General features: G+C 63.2%; 12 protein-coding genes. 4 read left to right on the top strand and 8 right to left on the bottom strand.

The features are described from left to right. Positions 1 to 59: 59 nt before the first annotated feature. Positions 60 to 3,716, bottom strand: coding sequence for a trifunctional transcriptional regulator/proline dehydrogenase/L-glutamate gamma-semialdehyde dehydrogenase (putA, locus tag ACSQ25_RS25430; protein ID WP_436108522.1), 3,657 nt, complete (start codon positions 3,714 to 3,716; stop codon positions 60 to 62). Positions 3,717 to 3,931: 215 nt separating this feature from the next. Between putA and ACSQ25_RS25425 the strand changes: the two genes are divergently transcribed. Further along, positions 3,932 to 4,387, top strand: coding sequence for an Lrp/AsnC ligand binding domain-containing protein (locus ACSQ25_RS25425; protein ID WP_005664065.1), 456 nt, complete (start codon positions 3,932 to 3,934; stop codon positions 4,385 to 4,387). 13 nt (positions 4,388 to 4,400) lie between these two features. On the opposite strand, the gene ACSQ25_RS25420 is transcribed toward ACSQ25_RS25425, so the two are convergent. Continuing rightward, positions 4,401 to 5,357 (bottom strand): LysR family transcriptional regulator, encoded by a 957-nt coding sequence (locus ACSQ25_RS25420; RefSeq protein WP_436108521.1) that lies wholly within the window; start codon positions 5,355 to 5,357, stop codon positions 4,401 to 4,403. A 140-nt stretch (positions 5,358 to 5,497) separates the two neighbouring features. Between ACSQ25_RS25420 and ACSQ25_RS25415 the strand changes: the two genes are divergently transcribed. Then, positions 5,498 to 5,704, top strand: coding sequence for a hypothetical protein (locus ACSQ25_RS25415; protein ID WP_436108520.1), 207 nt, complete (start codon positions 5,498 to 5,500; stop codon positions 5,702 to 5,704). A gap of 382 nt (positions 5,705 to 6,086) precedes the next feature. Here the strand turns inward: ACSQ25_RS25415 and ACSQ25_RS25410 are convergent, their stop codons facing one another. From ACSQ25_RS25410 to ACSQ25_RS25390, 5 genes are all read right to left on the bottom strand, one after another. Continuing rightward, positions 6,087 to 6,638, bottom strand: a complete 552-nt coding sequence (locus ACSQ25_RS25410; RefSeq protein ID WP_436108519.1) for a DUF1003 domain-containing protein — start codon at positions 6,636 to 6,638, stop codon at positions 6,087 to 6,089. A gap of 102 nt (positions 6,639 to 6,740) precedes the next feature. After that, the gene (locus ACSQ25_RS25405; protein WP_436108518.1) at positions 6,741 to 7,001 is read right to left on the bottom strand and encodes a YfhL family 4Fe-4S dicluster ferredoxin; all 261 of its coding nucleotides are present in this window, start codon (positions 6,999 to 7,001) and stop codon (positions 6,741 to 6,743) included. 22 nt (positions 7,002 to 7,023) lie between these two features. Then, positions 7,024 to 7,524 carry a pantetheine-phosphate adenylyltransferase gene (gene coaD, locus ACSQ25_RS25400; RefSeq protein ID WP_258827195.1) on the bottom strand — a complete coding sequence of 167 codons (501 nt, stop codon included), beginning with the start codon at positions 7,522 to 7,524 and terminating at the stop codon, positions 7,024 to 7,026. A 110-nt stretch (positions 7,525 to 7,634) separates the two neighbouring features. Continuing rightward, the gene (gene rsmD, locus ACSQ25_RS25395) at positions 7,635 to 8,300 is read right to left on the bottom strand and encodes a 16S rRNA (guanine(966)-N(2))-methyltransferase RsmD (RefSeq protein ID WP_436108517.1); all 666 of its coding nucleotides are present in this window, start codon (positions 8,298 to 8,300) and stop codon (positions 7,635 to 7,637) included. Positions 8,301 to 8,388: 88 nt separating this feature from the next. Then, the gene (locus ACSQ25_RS25390) at positions 8,389 to 9,216 is read right to left on the bottom strand and encodes a DUF6279 family lipoprotein (RefSeq protein WP_436108516.1); all 828 of its coding nucleotides are present in this window, start codon (positions 9,214 to 9,216) and stop codon (positions 8,389 to 8,391) included. A gap of 91 nt (positions 9,217 to 9,307) precedes the next feature. On the opposite strand from ACSQ25_RS25390, the gene glmU reads away from it, so the two are divergent. Further along, on the top strand, positions 9,308 to 10,684 hold the full coding sequence (gene glmU / locus ACSQ25_RS25385; RefSeq protein WP_436108515.1) for a bifunctional UDP-N-acetylglucosamine diphosphorylase/glucosamine-1-phosphate N-acetyltransferase GlmU: 1,377 nt from the start codon (positions 9,308 to 9,310) through the stop codon (positions 10,682 to 10,684). 92 nt (positions 10,685 to 10,776) lie between these two features. On the opposite strand, the gene ACSQ25_RS25380 is transcribed toward glmU, so the two are convergent. After that, the gene (locus ACSQ25_RS25380) at positions 10,777 to 11,247 is read right to left on the bottom strand and encodes an Lrp/AsnC family transcriptional regulator (protein ID WP_436108514.1); all 471 of its coding nucleotides are present in this window, start codon (positions 11,245 to 11,247) and stop codon (positions 10,777 to 10,779) included. A gap of 164 nt (positions 11,248 to 11,411) precedes the next feature. Between ACSQ25_RS25380 and glmS the strand changes: the two genes are divergently transcribed. After that, entirely contained in the window at positions 11,412 to 13,241 is a 1,830-nt protein-coding gene (glmS, locus tag ACSQ25_RS25375; RefSeq protein ID WP_436108513.1) for a glutamine--fructose-6-phosphate transaminase (isomerizing), read from the top strand. Positions 13,242 to 13,258 lie beyond the last annotated feature (17 nt).

The following is a 13,258-nucleotide window of genomic DNA, read 5'->3' as shown; positions in this document are numbered from 1 at the left end:
TTCTGCTACTACGCTACTCCTGTTGTAAAAAAAAGGGGAGCTTGCGCTCCCCGTGATGATTACACTCCCAAGGTCATGAGGCTTGCGTTGCCCCCAGCCGCCGTCGTGTTGACGCAGACGGCCCGCTCGGCCACCAGCCGCCACAGGGCGACCGGCTCCTGGGCCGTGGTGTCGACGATGCCCACGATGGCGCCGGTGCGCGCCGCCAGCTTGCTGCGCAGCGAACCGGCGAGGCCCGCTTCCAGCAGCGCGACCTGGAATTCGCTCGCATCGATTTCGTCCTCGCCGATGAAGCGCACGCGTTCCTTCACCAGCGCCGGCAGCTTGGCCGGGATCAGCTCCGGCGCGGCCAGCACCAGCGCGCGGTTGCCGTTGGCGAGGCTTGCGGCCACCTGGTTGAGCAGGCCGGCGGCGCTCTTCGGTGCGCACAGCACGGTGCCGCGCGGCGTGAAGGCCAGGGTATTGCGCTCGCCGGTCGGACCCGGCAGGACCATCTCGATACCCTTGAGTGCCGTGCGGCCATAGGCCTGGGCCAGGGTCGCGAGGTCTTGCTGGCCGTTGTTGCGCAGCCAGCCGAGCAGCGCATCCAGGCCGGCGTCGAACACGCGGCTGTGCTCCATCAGCGGCGCTGCATGGCGCTGCAGGCGCTTCAGGTAGAGCGGACCGCCGGCCTTCGGGCCGGTGCCTGATTTGCCTTCGCCGCCGAAAGGCTGCACGCCCACGACTGCGCCCACGATGTTGCGGTTCACGTAGATGTTGCCGACGTGGGCGCGCGACACGATGAAGTCGATGGTCTCGTCGATCCGCGAATGCACGCCCAGGGTCAGGCCGTAGCCGGTGGCGTTGATGGTGTCGATCACCTTCGGCAGGTCGGCGCGGCGGTAGCGCACGATGTGCAGGACCGGACCGAAGACTTCGTGCTTCAGTTCCGCCAGCGAGCCGATTTCCAGCACGGTCGGCGGCACGAAGGTGCCGGCCTTGCTGACGCTGTTCGGCAGCTCCAGCGCGAAGTGGCTGCGCGCGGTGGCGCGCATGCGCTCGATGTGGGCCAGCAGGTTGCGCTGGGCTTCGGCATCGATCACCGGGCCGATGTCGGTGGCCAGGCGGTCGGGCGAGCCGACGCGCAGTTCCTGCATCGCGCCCTTGAGCATGGTGATGGTCTTGTCGGCGATATCCTCCTGCAGGAACAGCACGCGCAGCGCCGAGCAGCGCTGGCCGGCCGAGTCGAAGGCCGAGGACAGCACGTCCTGCACCACCTGCTCCGGCAGCGCCGAGGAATCGACGATCAGGGCGTTCTGGCCGCCGGTTTCGGCCACCAGCGGGATGTCGATGCCCTCGTGTTCGGCACGCTTCGCCAGGGTACGGTTGATCAGCTGCGCCACTTCGGTGGAACCGGTGAAGATCACGCCCTTTACACGCGAGTCCGAGGTCAGGGCGGCGCCCACGACTTCGCCGCGGCCCGGCAGCAGCTGCAGGGCGGCGCGCGGGCAGCCGGCTTCGATGAACAGCTCGACCGCGCGGTGCGCGATCAGCGGGGTCTGTTCGGCCGGCTTGGCCAGCACCACGTTGCCGGCCGCGAGGGCGGCGGCCACCTGGCCGGTGAAGATCGCCAGCGGGAAGTTCCATGGCGAGATGCAGGTGACCGGACCGAGTGCGCCCTCGGCTTTCGATTCGCGGATCTGCACCGCGTAGTAGCGCAGGAAGTCGACCGCTTCGCGCAGTTCGGCGATCGCGTTCGGCAGCGATTTGCCGGCTTCGCGCACGGCCAGCGCCATCAGTTCGGTGCCGTTCTGCTCGAACAGGTCGGCGGTGCGTTCCAGCACGCCGGCGCGGGTCTCGGCGGACGTCGCTTCCCATTCGCCGGCGAAGGCGGCGGCAGCGGACAGCGCGGTGTCGACATCAGGGCGCGAGGCCTCGACGACCTGGCCCACGATGTCGCCCGACATGGCGGGATTGACGATGTTCGCCTTCTCGCTCGCTTCCACCGGACCGGCGATCAGCGGCGCGGCGCTGTGCTGGCGCTGCTTTGCCAAACCTTCCGCGAGCGTGGTCAGCATGTTCTCGTTGACCAAGTCCAGGCCGCTTGAATTCTTGCGCTCGTCACCGAACAGCTGCAGCGGCAGCGCGATCGCCGGGTGCGGCTTGCCGCCGGCGGCGCGTGCCTGCTCGAAGGGGTCGGCCAGCAGGCTGTCGATGGCCACGTTCTCGTCCACGATCTGGTTCACGAAGGACGAGTTGGCGCCGTTTTCCAGCAGGCGGCGCACCAGATAGGCCAGCAGGGTTTCGTGCGAACCGACCGGCGCGTAGATGCGGCAGGCCTTGTCCAGCTTGCGCGGGCCGACGACCTGGTCGTACAGGGTCTCGCCCATGCCGTGCAGGCACTGGAATTCGTAGTTGCTGATGCCCTCGGCCTTGGCCCAGGTGTAGATCACCGACAGCGAGTGTGCGTTGTGGGTCGCGAACTGCGGATAGATGATGTCGCTGGCCGCCAGCAGCTTGCGTGCGCAGGTGAGATAGGACAGGTCGGTGTACACCTTGCGGGTGTAGACCGGGTAGCCCGGCATGCCGTCGACCTGGGCGCGCTTGATCTCGGCGTCCCAGTAGGCGCCCTTCACCAGGCGCACCATGAACTTGCGGCCGCTCCTCTTGGCCAGGTCGACCACGAAGTCGATCACGAAGGGGCAGCGCTTCTGGTAAGCCTGCACCACCAGGCCGATGCCTTCGAAGCCGGCCAACTCCGGATCAAAAGCAAGTGCCTCCAGCATGTCGAGCGAGATCTCGAGGCGGTCGGCTTCTTCGGCGTCGATGTTGATGCCGATGTTGTACTGCTTGGCCAGCAGGACCAGGCTGCGCACGCGCGGCAGCAGCTCGTTCATCACGCGCCAGTACTGGGCACGGCTGTAGCGCGGATGCAGGGCCGACAGCTTGATCGAGATGCCCGGACCGTCCTTGATGCCGCGGCCGTTCGAGGCCTTGCCGATCGCATGGATCGCGGTTTCGTACGAGGCGTAGTAGTTCCTGGCGTCGGCTTCGGTGAGCGCGGCCTCGCCCAGCATGTCGTAGGAGTAGCGGTAGCCGCGGGTCTCGTTCTCGCGGCTGTTCTTCAGTGCTTCCTCGATGGTCTGGCCGGTGACGAACTGGTTGCCCAGCATGCGCATCGCCATGTCGACGCCCTTGCGGATCAGGGGTTCGCCGCCCTTGGCGATCAGGCGGGTGAGCGCCGATCCCAGGTTCTTTTCGCTGTTGGTCGAGACCAGCTTGCCGGTGATGAGCAGGCCCCAGGTGGCCGCGTTGACGAACAGCGAAGGCGATTCGCCCAGGTGCTTCTTCCAGTCGCCCTTGCTGATCTTGTCGGCGATGAGGCGGTCGGCGGTCTCGCTGTCCGGGATGCGCAGCAGCGCCTCGGCCAGGCACATCAGCGCCACGCCTTCTTCCGACGACAGCGAGAACTCGTGCATCAGCGCGTCGACGCCCGAGGAGCGGGTGCGCTTCTCGCGCACGCTCGAGACCAGGCGGTGGGCCAGCATGTAGGCGTCGCCGTTGGCGCTGGCACCCTGGCCCAGCAGCCACTGCACGGCCTCGGCTTCGTCGCGGCGGTAGGCATTGGTGATGGCTTCGCGCAGCGGGGTCTGGTCGCGCTTGACCTCGAGCTGGAGCGCGTCGAAGGGGACAAAGGTGGAGGCCGAGGTGCTAGCCAGGGCGGCGTCGATCTGCATGGTGACTCTTCTAAAAAGGAAACGGGAACCGTGCCCATGCAGCAAAAAACGCCGTACCGCAACGAGGGCGGACGGCGTGCTGTGGAACACAATTGAATGATTCGATTGTAGAAGGAAATCTTCTGGATTAATTCTGTTTTTAAGACAGACTAGCAAAAGATAGTTTTTGGTGAGACAATCTGACCGAATAATATTTACATGGCAGGAGACGGACCATGCTCGACAAGATCAGTAAGAAAATTCTGGCGGAACTCCAGAACGACGGACGAATCAGCAACGTCGAACTGGCTGCTCGGGTCAACCTCTCTCCCGCCGCCTGCCTGGAGCGCGTGCGCAAGCTGCACGAATCCGGCTACATCATGGGCTACACCGCCCAGCTCAACCCGCAGCTGCTGGACGTCTCGCTGCTGGTGTTCATCGAAGTGGTACTCGATCGTACCACTCCCGAGGTGTTCGATGCATTCAAACAGAGCGTCCAGATGATTCCGGAAGTGCTCGAGTGTCACATGGTCGCGGGCGGCTTCGACTACCTGGTCAAGGCGCGCGTGAAAGACATGGCGGCCTACCGCGAATTCCTGGGCAAGACCCTGCTGCAGAAAGGCGTGCGCGAAACGCACACCTATGCGGTGATGGAAGAGGTCAAGAACACGACCAAGCTGCCGATCCGCTGAGCGGACCGGGCAGTTACACTACCTTGCGTGCGCCGGTCTTTGGCGCCGCAGTTTCCGACATCGTTTCCAGATTCTTGCGCAGCCAGCGGTGTGCCGGGCTGCGGCCGTCGCGCTCGTGCCAAAGCATGTCCAGGTGCACGGGTGGCAGCTGGAAAGGCAGCTCGCGCCAGACCAGCGCGTCGGTCATGCCGGTCGAGACCATCAGGTGCTTCGGCAGCACCGTGATCAAATCCGAATTCGCCACCACGCGCCCCGCCGTGAAGAACTGGTTCACCGTCAGCAGGATGCGGCGTTCGCGGCCGATCTGGGCCAGGGCTTCGTCGACCAGGCCGTGGGCGCGTCCGGAGAAACTCACCAGCAGGTGATTGGCCTTGCAGTAGGTGTCGAGGTCGAGCTTTTCCTTGGCCAGCGGGTGATCCTTGCGCATCACGCACACGTACACGCCGGAATACAGGCGCTCGTGGCGGATCGGCGAGCCGGTTTCATAGGACAGCTGGGCCGCCACGCCCGGGAAGAAGCCGACCGCCAGGTCGATGTCGCCGCGCAGCAGCATCGGCCGCGGTTCGCGCGTCGTCAGGGGCACCATGCGGATGTTTACGCCCGGCGCCTCACGCTCGATCGAGCGCATCAGCGAAGGCAGCCACAGGGCGGCGGTGGCGTCGGCCATCGCCATCCGGAAGGTGGCTTGCGCCTTCGAGACGTCGAAAGTTTCCGGCATCACGGCCGCTTCCAGCGCGGCCAGGGCCTGGCGCACGGCCGGCCACAGCGCTTCCGCACGCGGCGTCGGCTTAACCCCGTAGGCGGTGCGGATCAGGAGTTCGTCTCCCAGGCTTTCGCGCAGCCGCTTGATGGCGTTCGATACCGCCGGCTGGGTCATCGCGAGGTGCCCGGCGGCGCGGGTGAGGTTTTGCTCGGTCATCACTGCGTCGAACACGCGCAGCAGGTTCAGGTCAAGCGTCAGAAAGCTCATGGGAACTTATTGATGGCATACAGGAAGTGTTACCAGTGTACCTCAAGTATTCATGAAATGCATAAGCGACATCAGGGAACAAAATTAGATTTATATGTTGCATCGCACTATATTGCTTGCAACTGAACAATTCACTCACCATGTCTGCTTCCCTGACCCTTATCCAGACCGCCGGCGCTGCCGTGGCAGCCGTTCCCGTCGGCCAGGTCCTCCGTACAGCTACCGGCCTTGCCCTGCTGGGTGGCGTTGCCATGTTCTTCCGTCCGCTGCTGGTCGGTATCGGCCGCGCCGCAGTGCTGGCCGTGCGCCCGCGCCCGCCGAAAGCCCACCTGGCCAAGCGCCACTGATTCATCTTCCTCCATTGAACGCGGCCTCCGATCCGGACGCCGCGTTTTTTTTCGCCCGTTTCTCCCGTTTTTCCCGGTTTCTTCGGTGACTCTTCGTTACCGGGGCTTTCTCGCTTCGATGATTTAACAAAGTTCACGAAGAGTCAACACGATGAATCAGCAGAAAATCCATTCATCCGCATGATGAGGAAATATTAGCAGACGTTGAGCGCATGTTTGCCGGAAAAAATGAGTAATTGATCGTTTTGGAATACTCTTTAAAACCGTGCCTGAAAAAAGCTATTGAATGGAGTTGAGCTCATGAAGACAGAATCTTGATGAGATATGCGTGGTGTTTGACACAGTTCACCTTCTATTCATGCATCTTGATGAGTCTCGGTTATTATTTGCGTTCGCAATTGAGCTGGTCCGACGACTCTTCGATGATGGCCAGGATGGCGCCGGTATCGGACGGTTTGCTCAGTTCTTCGGCTTCGCGGTCGACCTTGTCGCGGACGTTGGGCATGTCGCGCCGCAATTCCTCCAGCATCTGGATGATCTTGCTGTTCTTTTCCTCAGCCAGCAGGTTGACCTGGAGGTCGAGATGGGCGTGGTGGTTGGCGAGGATGGACATGCGATTCTGGCGAATCAGCACCGTGGTGGAGATCACGAAGGCATTCAGGGCAATCAGCCCCTGCAGCCAGAAGAAGGGCGGCTCGTCCCATTGCGTAAAGCCGAGTTCGGGCGCGGCCAGGTTCCAGGCGATCCAGAGGACAACGAAGACCAGGTTGCCGACGATATAGCCCGGGCTGCCGAGGAAATAGCTGATCTTTTCGACGGCACGCTGGACCGGCGACAGGTCTTCGTTATGCCGCGCATAGAATTCGGACACCGTGCCGAGGTGTTCCTGGAAAGCGGAAGGCAGGGCTTCCTTGCGATCGTCGGGCGTCTCCATGAAATCAGGATAGCACCGCCGCAGACCGCCTTATGCGCGTGCGCGCACACAGGCCTGCGTGTGACAAGGAAATAAAAAGCCGGCGTGAAAGCCGGCTTGGGATCAGGTCTCCGCCTTGGGGGCGGTCAGGCGTTCGTATTTCGCCTGAAGCTGCTCGCGCGTTTCGCGCCATTCAGGATTCAGGGGAATGCATGCGACCGGGCATAGCACGGCGCAGGTCGGCTCGTCGAAATGGCCGACGCATTCGGTGCACTTGTGCGGATCGATCTGGTAGAACTCGGCGCCCATCGAAATGGCGTCGTTCGGGCATTCGGGTTCGCAGACGTCGCAGTTGATGCAATCGTCGGTAATCATCAGTGCCATGGTGGTACTCGTTCCTTGTTGCTTAGGCTGCCGGCGCGGCCTTCATCGCTGCGATCTTCTTTTGCAGCCAGCGGTCCACCGACGGGAAGACGAATTTCGACACGTCGCCGCCCAGCATTGCGATCTCGCGCACGATGGTGCCCGAAATGAACTGATATTGGTCGGACGGGGTCAGGAACAGGGTTTCGACATCCGGGAGCAGGTAGCGGTTCATGCCCGCCATCTGGAATTCGTATTCGAAGTCGGACACCGCGCGCAGGCCGCGCACGATCACGCGCGCATCGTGCTGGCGCACGAAATCCTTCAGCAGGCCGGAAAAACTTTCAACCTGCACGTTCGGATAATGGCCCAGCACTTCGTTGGCGATTTCCAGGCGCTCGTCGAGCGAGAAGAAGGGTTTCTTGTTCTTGCTGTCGGCCACGCCGACCACCAGGCGGTCGAACAGGCCCGATGCACGGCGCACCAGGTCCTCATGGCCACGCGTGAGCGGATCGAAAGTACCTGGATAAACGGCTACAACCATTGCGGCTCCCTTGGAGAATCACCCTGTAAGAACGCGCATTATGCCTGAAAATCCGGCAGCCGCCCCAGCGGGGGGCGGTCTTTGCCCAATCCTTGTGCAGTTTTGGCCGCTCAGGCGTCTTTCTTGTGTAACTTCAGCAGGTAGTAATAGACCATGCCGGCCTTGTCCGAGCGAATCGCTTCCCAGCCGGCCAGCCATTCGGGCTGCTCGCCCTCTTCCAGGGGCAAGGGCTCGCCGGTTTCCGCATACACCAGGCCGTCTTCGTTGAGGATGGCCGGGCACAGCGGCAGGATCTGGGTAAGCAGGCCCAGCTGGTAGGGCGGATCGAGGAAGATCACGTCGACACGCTGGCCGCGCGCCGCCAGGTCTTTCACCAGCGCCAGCGCATCGGTGCGCAGCACCTTGACCTTGTCGGCCTTCAGTTTTTCGCGGTTGAGCTCGAGCTGGCGTGCCGCCGGGCCATGGTTATCCACCATGGTGACCGATGCCGCACCGCGGCTGGCGGCCTCGAAGCCGAGCGCGCCGGAACCGGCAAACAGGTCGAGGAAGCTGGCGCCGGTGAAATCGCCGCCGAGCTGGTGCCGGATCCAGTTGAAGACGGTCTCGCGTACGCGGTCCGGCGTCGGGCGCAGGCCTTCGGCCTCGAGGACCGGCAGCAGGGCGCGTTTCCAGGCGCCGCCGATGATACGCACCTGACGCGGCGCCAGGCGGGGCGATCCGTGGGAAGGCCGCTGCGGGCCTCGATTCGATTGTGGTTTGGAGGACTTCTTTTGCATGGGCGGCACTATAGCATGTGGGTGTGCCGCCCTTCCCGGCCGCTTATTCAGTGCTTGTTCACTGCCTGTCCACCGACTTATCCACTGCTTATTTCCCGGCCGCCAGGGCCTGGAAATCATTGATCCATCCCTGCATGCGCTCGTGTGCATGCTTTTTCTGCGCCGGGGTGGCGGTGCGGATGGCCGTCAGCATGAACTTCGTGGTCTGGTCGAGGTAATTGTCATAGAAGGCCTTGCGCTCGGGCGACTCCATGCGGCCGAAGAGTTCGCGCTGCATCGCCGTGATCTGGGCGGCCGCCTGCTCGCGGTTCGGTTTCTCATGCTGGAACTTGCGCAGCAGACTCAAGACACGGCGCTGGCGCCAGACGCGTTCTTCCAGCCAGATCTCGCTGTCGAGAGGACGGGCGTCGGAGGCCTTGCGCAGGATGTCTTCCTGCCCGCTGTTGAAGTTGCCGAACCACAGCTCGAGCTGGTCCATCGCCTTCTTGAAGCGGGCGCGCTGGCGCTTCTCGGTGCTCCCCTCGATAAATTTCTTGCGATACTCCGCGTTCTTCGAGATGAACTTGCGTTCGATATCGGCGATCTGATCCGGCTTGATGGACAGTGCCAGGGTGGTCAGTTCCGGCACGGCGCGCAGGGCCAGGCGCTCGCCGCGCACGCGGATTTCCTTGTAGATGCCGATCAGGTCGGCCTGGGTCGGGTTGCCGGCGAGTTCACGCTGCATCGTGCCGAGCAGGCTCGCATAGTCGCGCAACTGGGTCTGGCGGTGCCATTGGAACAGCTTGTCGATGTCGCGCTTGGCCAGGTCGGCCTGCTCGCCTTCCAGATCGGCATAGGAATCCAACCACCAATACAGTAAGGTGTCGCCCTGGTTGTAGGTAAAACGCACCGAGCTGCAGCCTGCAACAAGGGCCATGAGCACAATCAGGCACAGCGCAACAGTGCGCCGGAACAAGGTATCTGGCGTGTTAAAATTTTTCATATTATCAACTTTTTTAGGACGGCTTATGAACGTTGTCATCCTCGCCGCCGGCATGGGAAAGCGCATGCAATCCGCGCTGCCGAAAGTCTTGCATCCATTGGCGGGGAAACCGCTGTTGCGGCACGTTATCGATACTGCCAGCAGCTTATCGCCGAGTAAATTATGCGTGATTTACGGTCACGGAGGCGCAGCGGTGCCGGAAATGCTTGCCCAGTTGTCCGGGCAAACCGGCGCAGCGATCGAGACCGCCCTGCAACAACCGCAGCTCGGTACCGGCCATGCGGTGATGCAGGCGGTGCCCCAGCTGGATGAGAGCGTGCCGACCCTGGTGCTGTACGGCGACGTCCCGCTGACCACCGCCGCCTCGCTCGGCCGCCTGGTCGAGGCCGCCGGCACCGACAAGCTCGCCATCCTGACCGTGGAGCAGGCCAATCCCTTCGGCCTGGGCCGCATCGTGCGCGAGAACGGCAGCATCGTCCGCATCGTCGAAGAGAAAGACGCCAGCGAAGCCGAGCGCGCGATCCGCGAGATCAACAGCGGCATCATGTGCGTCCCGACCACCCACCTCAAGAAATGGCTGGCCGCGCTGTCGAACAATAACGCCCAGGGCGAATACTACCTGACCGACATCGTGGCCCAAGCCGTTGCGGACGGCGTGCCGGTGGTGTCGGCCCAGCCTTCCGCCGAATGGGAAGTGGCCGGCGTCAACAGCAAGGTCCAGCTGGCCGAGCTCGAGCGCCGCCACCAGCTGAACATCGCCACTGCCCTGCTGGAAAAAGGTGTGACCCTGATGGACCCGGCCCGCATCGACGTGCGCGGCGAGCTGGTCTGCGGCCGCGACGTCGTGATCGACGTCGGCTGCGTGTTCGAAGGCCGGGTCGAACTGGCCGATGGTGTCACGGTTGGCCCGCACTGCGTGCTGGTCAATGCCAAGGTCGGCGCCGGCGCCCAGATCAAGCCCTTCTGCCACATCGAAGACGCCGTGGTGGGCGACAAGTCGCAGATCGGCCCCTACGCGCGCCTGCGTCCGGGTACCGAGCTGGGCGAGGACGTCCATGTGGGTAACTTCGTCGAGATCAAGAACAGCCAGGTCGCCGCGCACAGCAAGGCCAACCACCTGGCCTACGTGGGCGACGCCACCGTCGGCTCGCGCGTGAACATCGGCGCCGGCACCATCACCTGCAATTACGACGGCGCCAACAAGTTCCGTACCGTGATCGAGGACGATGCCTTCATCGGCAGCGACAGCCAGCTGGTGGCCCCGGTCACCGTGGGCAAGGGGGCGACCCTGGGTGCGGGTACCACGCTCACCAAGGATGCACCGGCGGGCAAGCTGACCATCTCGCGTCCGAAGCAGATGACCGTCGAAGGCTGGTCGCGCCCGGTGAAGACCAAGAAGTAATCCACTGGATAGGCACAGGAAGAACACAGGGTAATCACAGGCTTATCCTGTGGTTCTCCCGGTGCCAATCCACAAAGTTATCCACAGGCTGGCTACACCGCGATCCGGGTATCGAACTTGGAGCGGTGGGTGGAAAAGTAGGCTTTCACGTTGCGCACGTTGGCATGCGCCGTGAACAGGCGGTGGGCGAGCGCATGGTAGGCCGGCATGTCGGCCACCTGCACGATCAGCACGAAGTCCGGGCCCGGCGTCACGCGGTAGCACTGCAGCACCGCGGGGTCGGGCGCCACCAGGGCTTCGAACTCGTCCATGCGTTCGACCGCCTGGACGTCGAGCGTGATCTCGACAATGGCGCTCAGGCGTGCGCCGACCTTGGCCGGGTCGACGATGGCAACCTGGCGTTCTATGACGCCGCTGTCGGTCAGCTGTTTCACCCGGCGCAAGCAAGTGGGCGGCGAGACATGGACGAGTTCGGCCAATTCGGCATTCGTATGCGATGCATCAGCCTGCAATGTATTCAGAATGCGACGATCGAGCTCGTCCAGTAGTAGTTGATCTGACATCGAATGAAATAAATATAAAAGAATATCGTTTGAATGAAAGAATATTTCACGTTGTCCTGCTTGTGAAATAATCTATCAAAATAAGGAGGATTCTGAAAGCTTATTTCAATCGAGTTGCTCTAGGATAGGTTTCATTGCAAATCCATCTTTCAACGAGGTCAAACATGTGCGGTATCGTCGGTGCAGTCGCCAAGCGCAACATCACTCCAGTCCTGATCGAGGGCTTGAAACGCCTCGAGTACCGCGGCTATGACTCCTGCGGCGTCGCCGTGCACCTGGACGGCAAGCTGACCCGTGCGCGCAGCACCTCGCGCGTGGCCGAGCTCGAAGAGCAGGTGCGCGAAGCCCGCCTCGACGGCTTCACCGGCATCGCCCACACCCGCTGGGCCACCCACGGCGCCCCGGCCTCGCACAATGCCCACCCGCACTTTTCGCCGACCGAAGCGAACGCGCGCATCGCACTTGTCCACAACGGCATCATCGAAAACCACGACGAGCTGCGCGCTGAGCTGAAAGGCCTCGGCTACGAGTTCACCAGCCAGACCGACACCGAAGTCATCGCCCACCTGGTCGACCACATGTATAACGGCGACCTGTTCGACACCGTCCAGCAGGCCGTCAAGCGCCTGCATGGCGCCTACGCGATCGCCGTGTTCTCGCGCGAAGAACCGCACCGCGTGGTCGCCGCCCGCCAGGGCTCGCCGCTGATCGTCGGCGTGGGCGAGAGCGAGAACTTCGTCGCTTCGGACGCGATGGCGCTGGCCGGCACCACCAACCAGATCATCTACCTCGAAGAAGGCGATGTGGTCGACCTGCAGCTGGCCCGTTATTGGATCGTCGACAGCGAAGGACGTTCGGTCGAGCGTGAAGTCAAGACCGTGCACGCCCACACTGGCGCAGCCGAGCTCGGCCCGTACCGCCACTACATGCAGAAAGAGATCTTCGAGCAGCCGCGCGTCATCGGCGACACCCTCGAAGGCGTGACCGGCATCATGCCGGAACTGTTCGGCGACGGCGCCTACGGCGTGTTCAAGGAAATCGACCGCGTGCTGATCCTGGCCTGCGGCACCAGCTACTACGCCGGCCTGACCGCGAAGTACTGGATCGAATCCATCGCCAAGGTCCCGGTCAACGTCGAGATCGCCAGCGAATACCGCTACCGCGACAGCGTCCCGCACCCGCAGACCCTGGTCGTCACGATTTCCCAGAGCGGCGAAACGGCCGATACCCTGGCCGCGCTGAAGCATGCACGCAGCCTCGGCATGCCGCACACGCTGACCATCTGCAACGTCTCCACCAGCGCCATGGTGCGCGAGTGCAAGCTGGCCTACATCACCCGCGCCGGTGTCGAAGTGGGCGTCGCCTCGACCAAGGCCTTTACGACCCAGCTGGCCGCCCTGTTCCTGCTGACCCTGACCCTGGCGCAAGTGAACGGCCGCCTGACGGAAGCGGAAGAGGCCGAGCACCTGAAGGCGATGCGCCACCTGCCGGTCGCGCTGAGCTCGGTGCTGGCACTGGAGCCGCAGATCATGGCCTGGGCCGAAGAGTTCGCGCGCAAGGAAAACGCCCTGTTCCTGGGCCGCGGCATGCACTATCCGATCGCCCTCGAAGGCGCGCTCAAGCTGAAGGAAATCTCGTACATCCACGCCGAAGCCTACCCGGCAGGCGAGCTGAAGCACGGCCCGCTGGCGCTGGTGACCGAAGAGATGCCGGTGGTCACGATTGCCCCGAATGACGCGCTGCTGGAAAAGCTGAAGTCGAACATGCAGGAAGTGCGCGCCCGCGGCGGCCAGCTCTACGTGTTCGCCGACGTCGACTCGCGCATCACCTCGGGCGACGGCCTGCACGTGATCCGCCTGCCGGAGCACTATGGCGACCTGTCGCCGATCCTGCACGTGGCGGCACTGCAGCTGCTGGCCTATCACACCGCGCTGGCACGCGGCACCGATGTGGACAAGCCGCGCAACCTGGCCAAATCGGTGACGGTGGAATAAGGCGGCGGCGCCCTCGC

The sequence above is a fragment of the Massilia sp. LjRoot122 genome (genome assembly GCF_964252725.1).
Lineage (GTDB): Bacteria > Pseudomonadota > Gammaproteobacteria > Burkholderiales > Burkholderiaceae_D > Telluria.
Note: the sequence above shows the minus strand (reverse complement) of the source record. Positions and strands in the feature narration are given on the sequence as shown.

Excerpts from the sequence above, each read along its gene's own strand:
- ACSQ25_RS25380 (WP_436108514.1), bottom strand. The coding sequence starts at position 11,247 with ATGTCAGATCAACTACTACTGGACGAGCTCGATCGTCGCATTCTGAAT.
- ACSQ25_RS25415 (WP_436108520.1), top strand. The coding sequence starts at position 5,498 with ATGTCTGCTTCCCTGACCCTTATCCAGACCGCCGGCGCTGCCGTGGCA.
- ACSQ25_RS25420 (WP_436108521.1), bottom strand. The coding sequence starts at position 5,357 with ATGAGCTTTCTGACGCTTGACCTGAACCTGCTGCGCGTGTTCGACGCA.
- rsmD (WP_436108517.1), bottom strand. The coding sequence starts at position 8,300 with ATGCAAAAGAAGTCCTCCAAACCACAATCGAATCGAGGCCCGCAGCGG.
- ACSQ25_RS25390 (WP_436108516.1), bottom strand. The coding sequence starts at position 9,216 with ATGGCCCTTGTTGCAGGCTGCAGCTCGGTGCGTTTTACCTACAACCAG.
- coaD (WP_258827195.1), bottom strand. The coding sequence starts at position 7,524 with ATGGTTGTAGCCGTTTATCCAGGTACTTTCGATCCGCTCACGCGTGGC.
- ACSQ25_RS25425 (WP_005664065.1), top strand. The coding sequence starts at position 3,932 with ATGCTCGACAAGATCAGTAAGAAAATTCTGGCGGAACTCCAGAACGAC.
- putA (WP_436108522.1), bottom strand. The coding sequence starts at position 3,716 with ATGCAGATCGACGCCGCCCTGGCTAGCACCTCGGCCTCCACCTTTGTC.
- ACSQ25_RS25410 (WP_436108519.1), bottom strand. The coding sequence starts at position 6,638 with ATGGAGACGCCCGACGATCGCAAGGAAGCCCTGCCTTCCGCTTTCCAG.
- glmU (WP_436108515.1), top strand. The coding sequence starts at position 9,308 with ATGAACGTTGTCATCCTCGCCGCCGGCATGGGAAAGCGCATGCAATCC.
- glmS (WP_436108513.1), top strand. The coding sequence starts at position 11,412 with ATGTGCGGTATCGTCGGTGCAGTCGCCAAGCGCAACATCACTCCAGTC.
- ACSQ25_RS25405 (WP_436108518.1), bottom strand. The coding sequence starts at position 7,001 with ATGGCACTGATGATTACCGACGATTGCATCAACTGCGACGTCTGCGAA.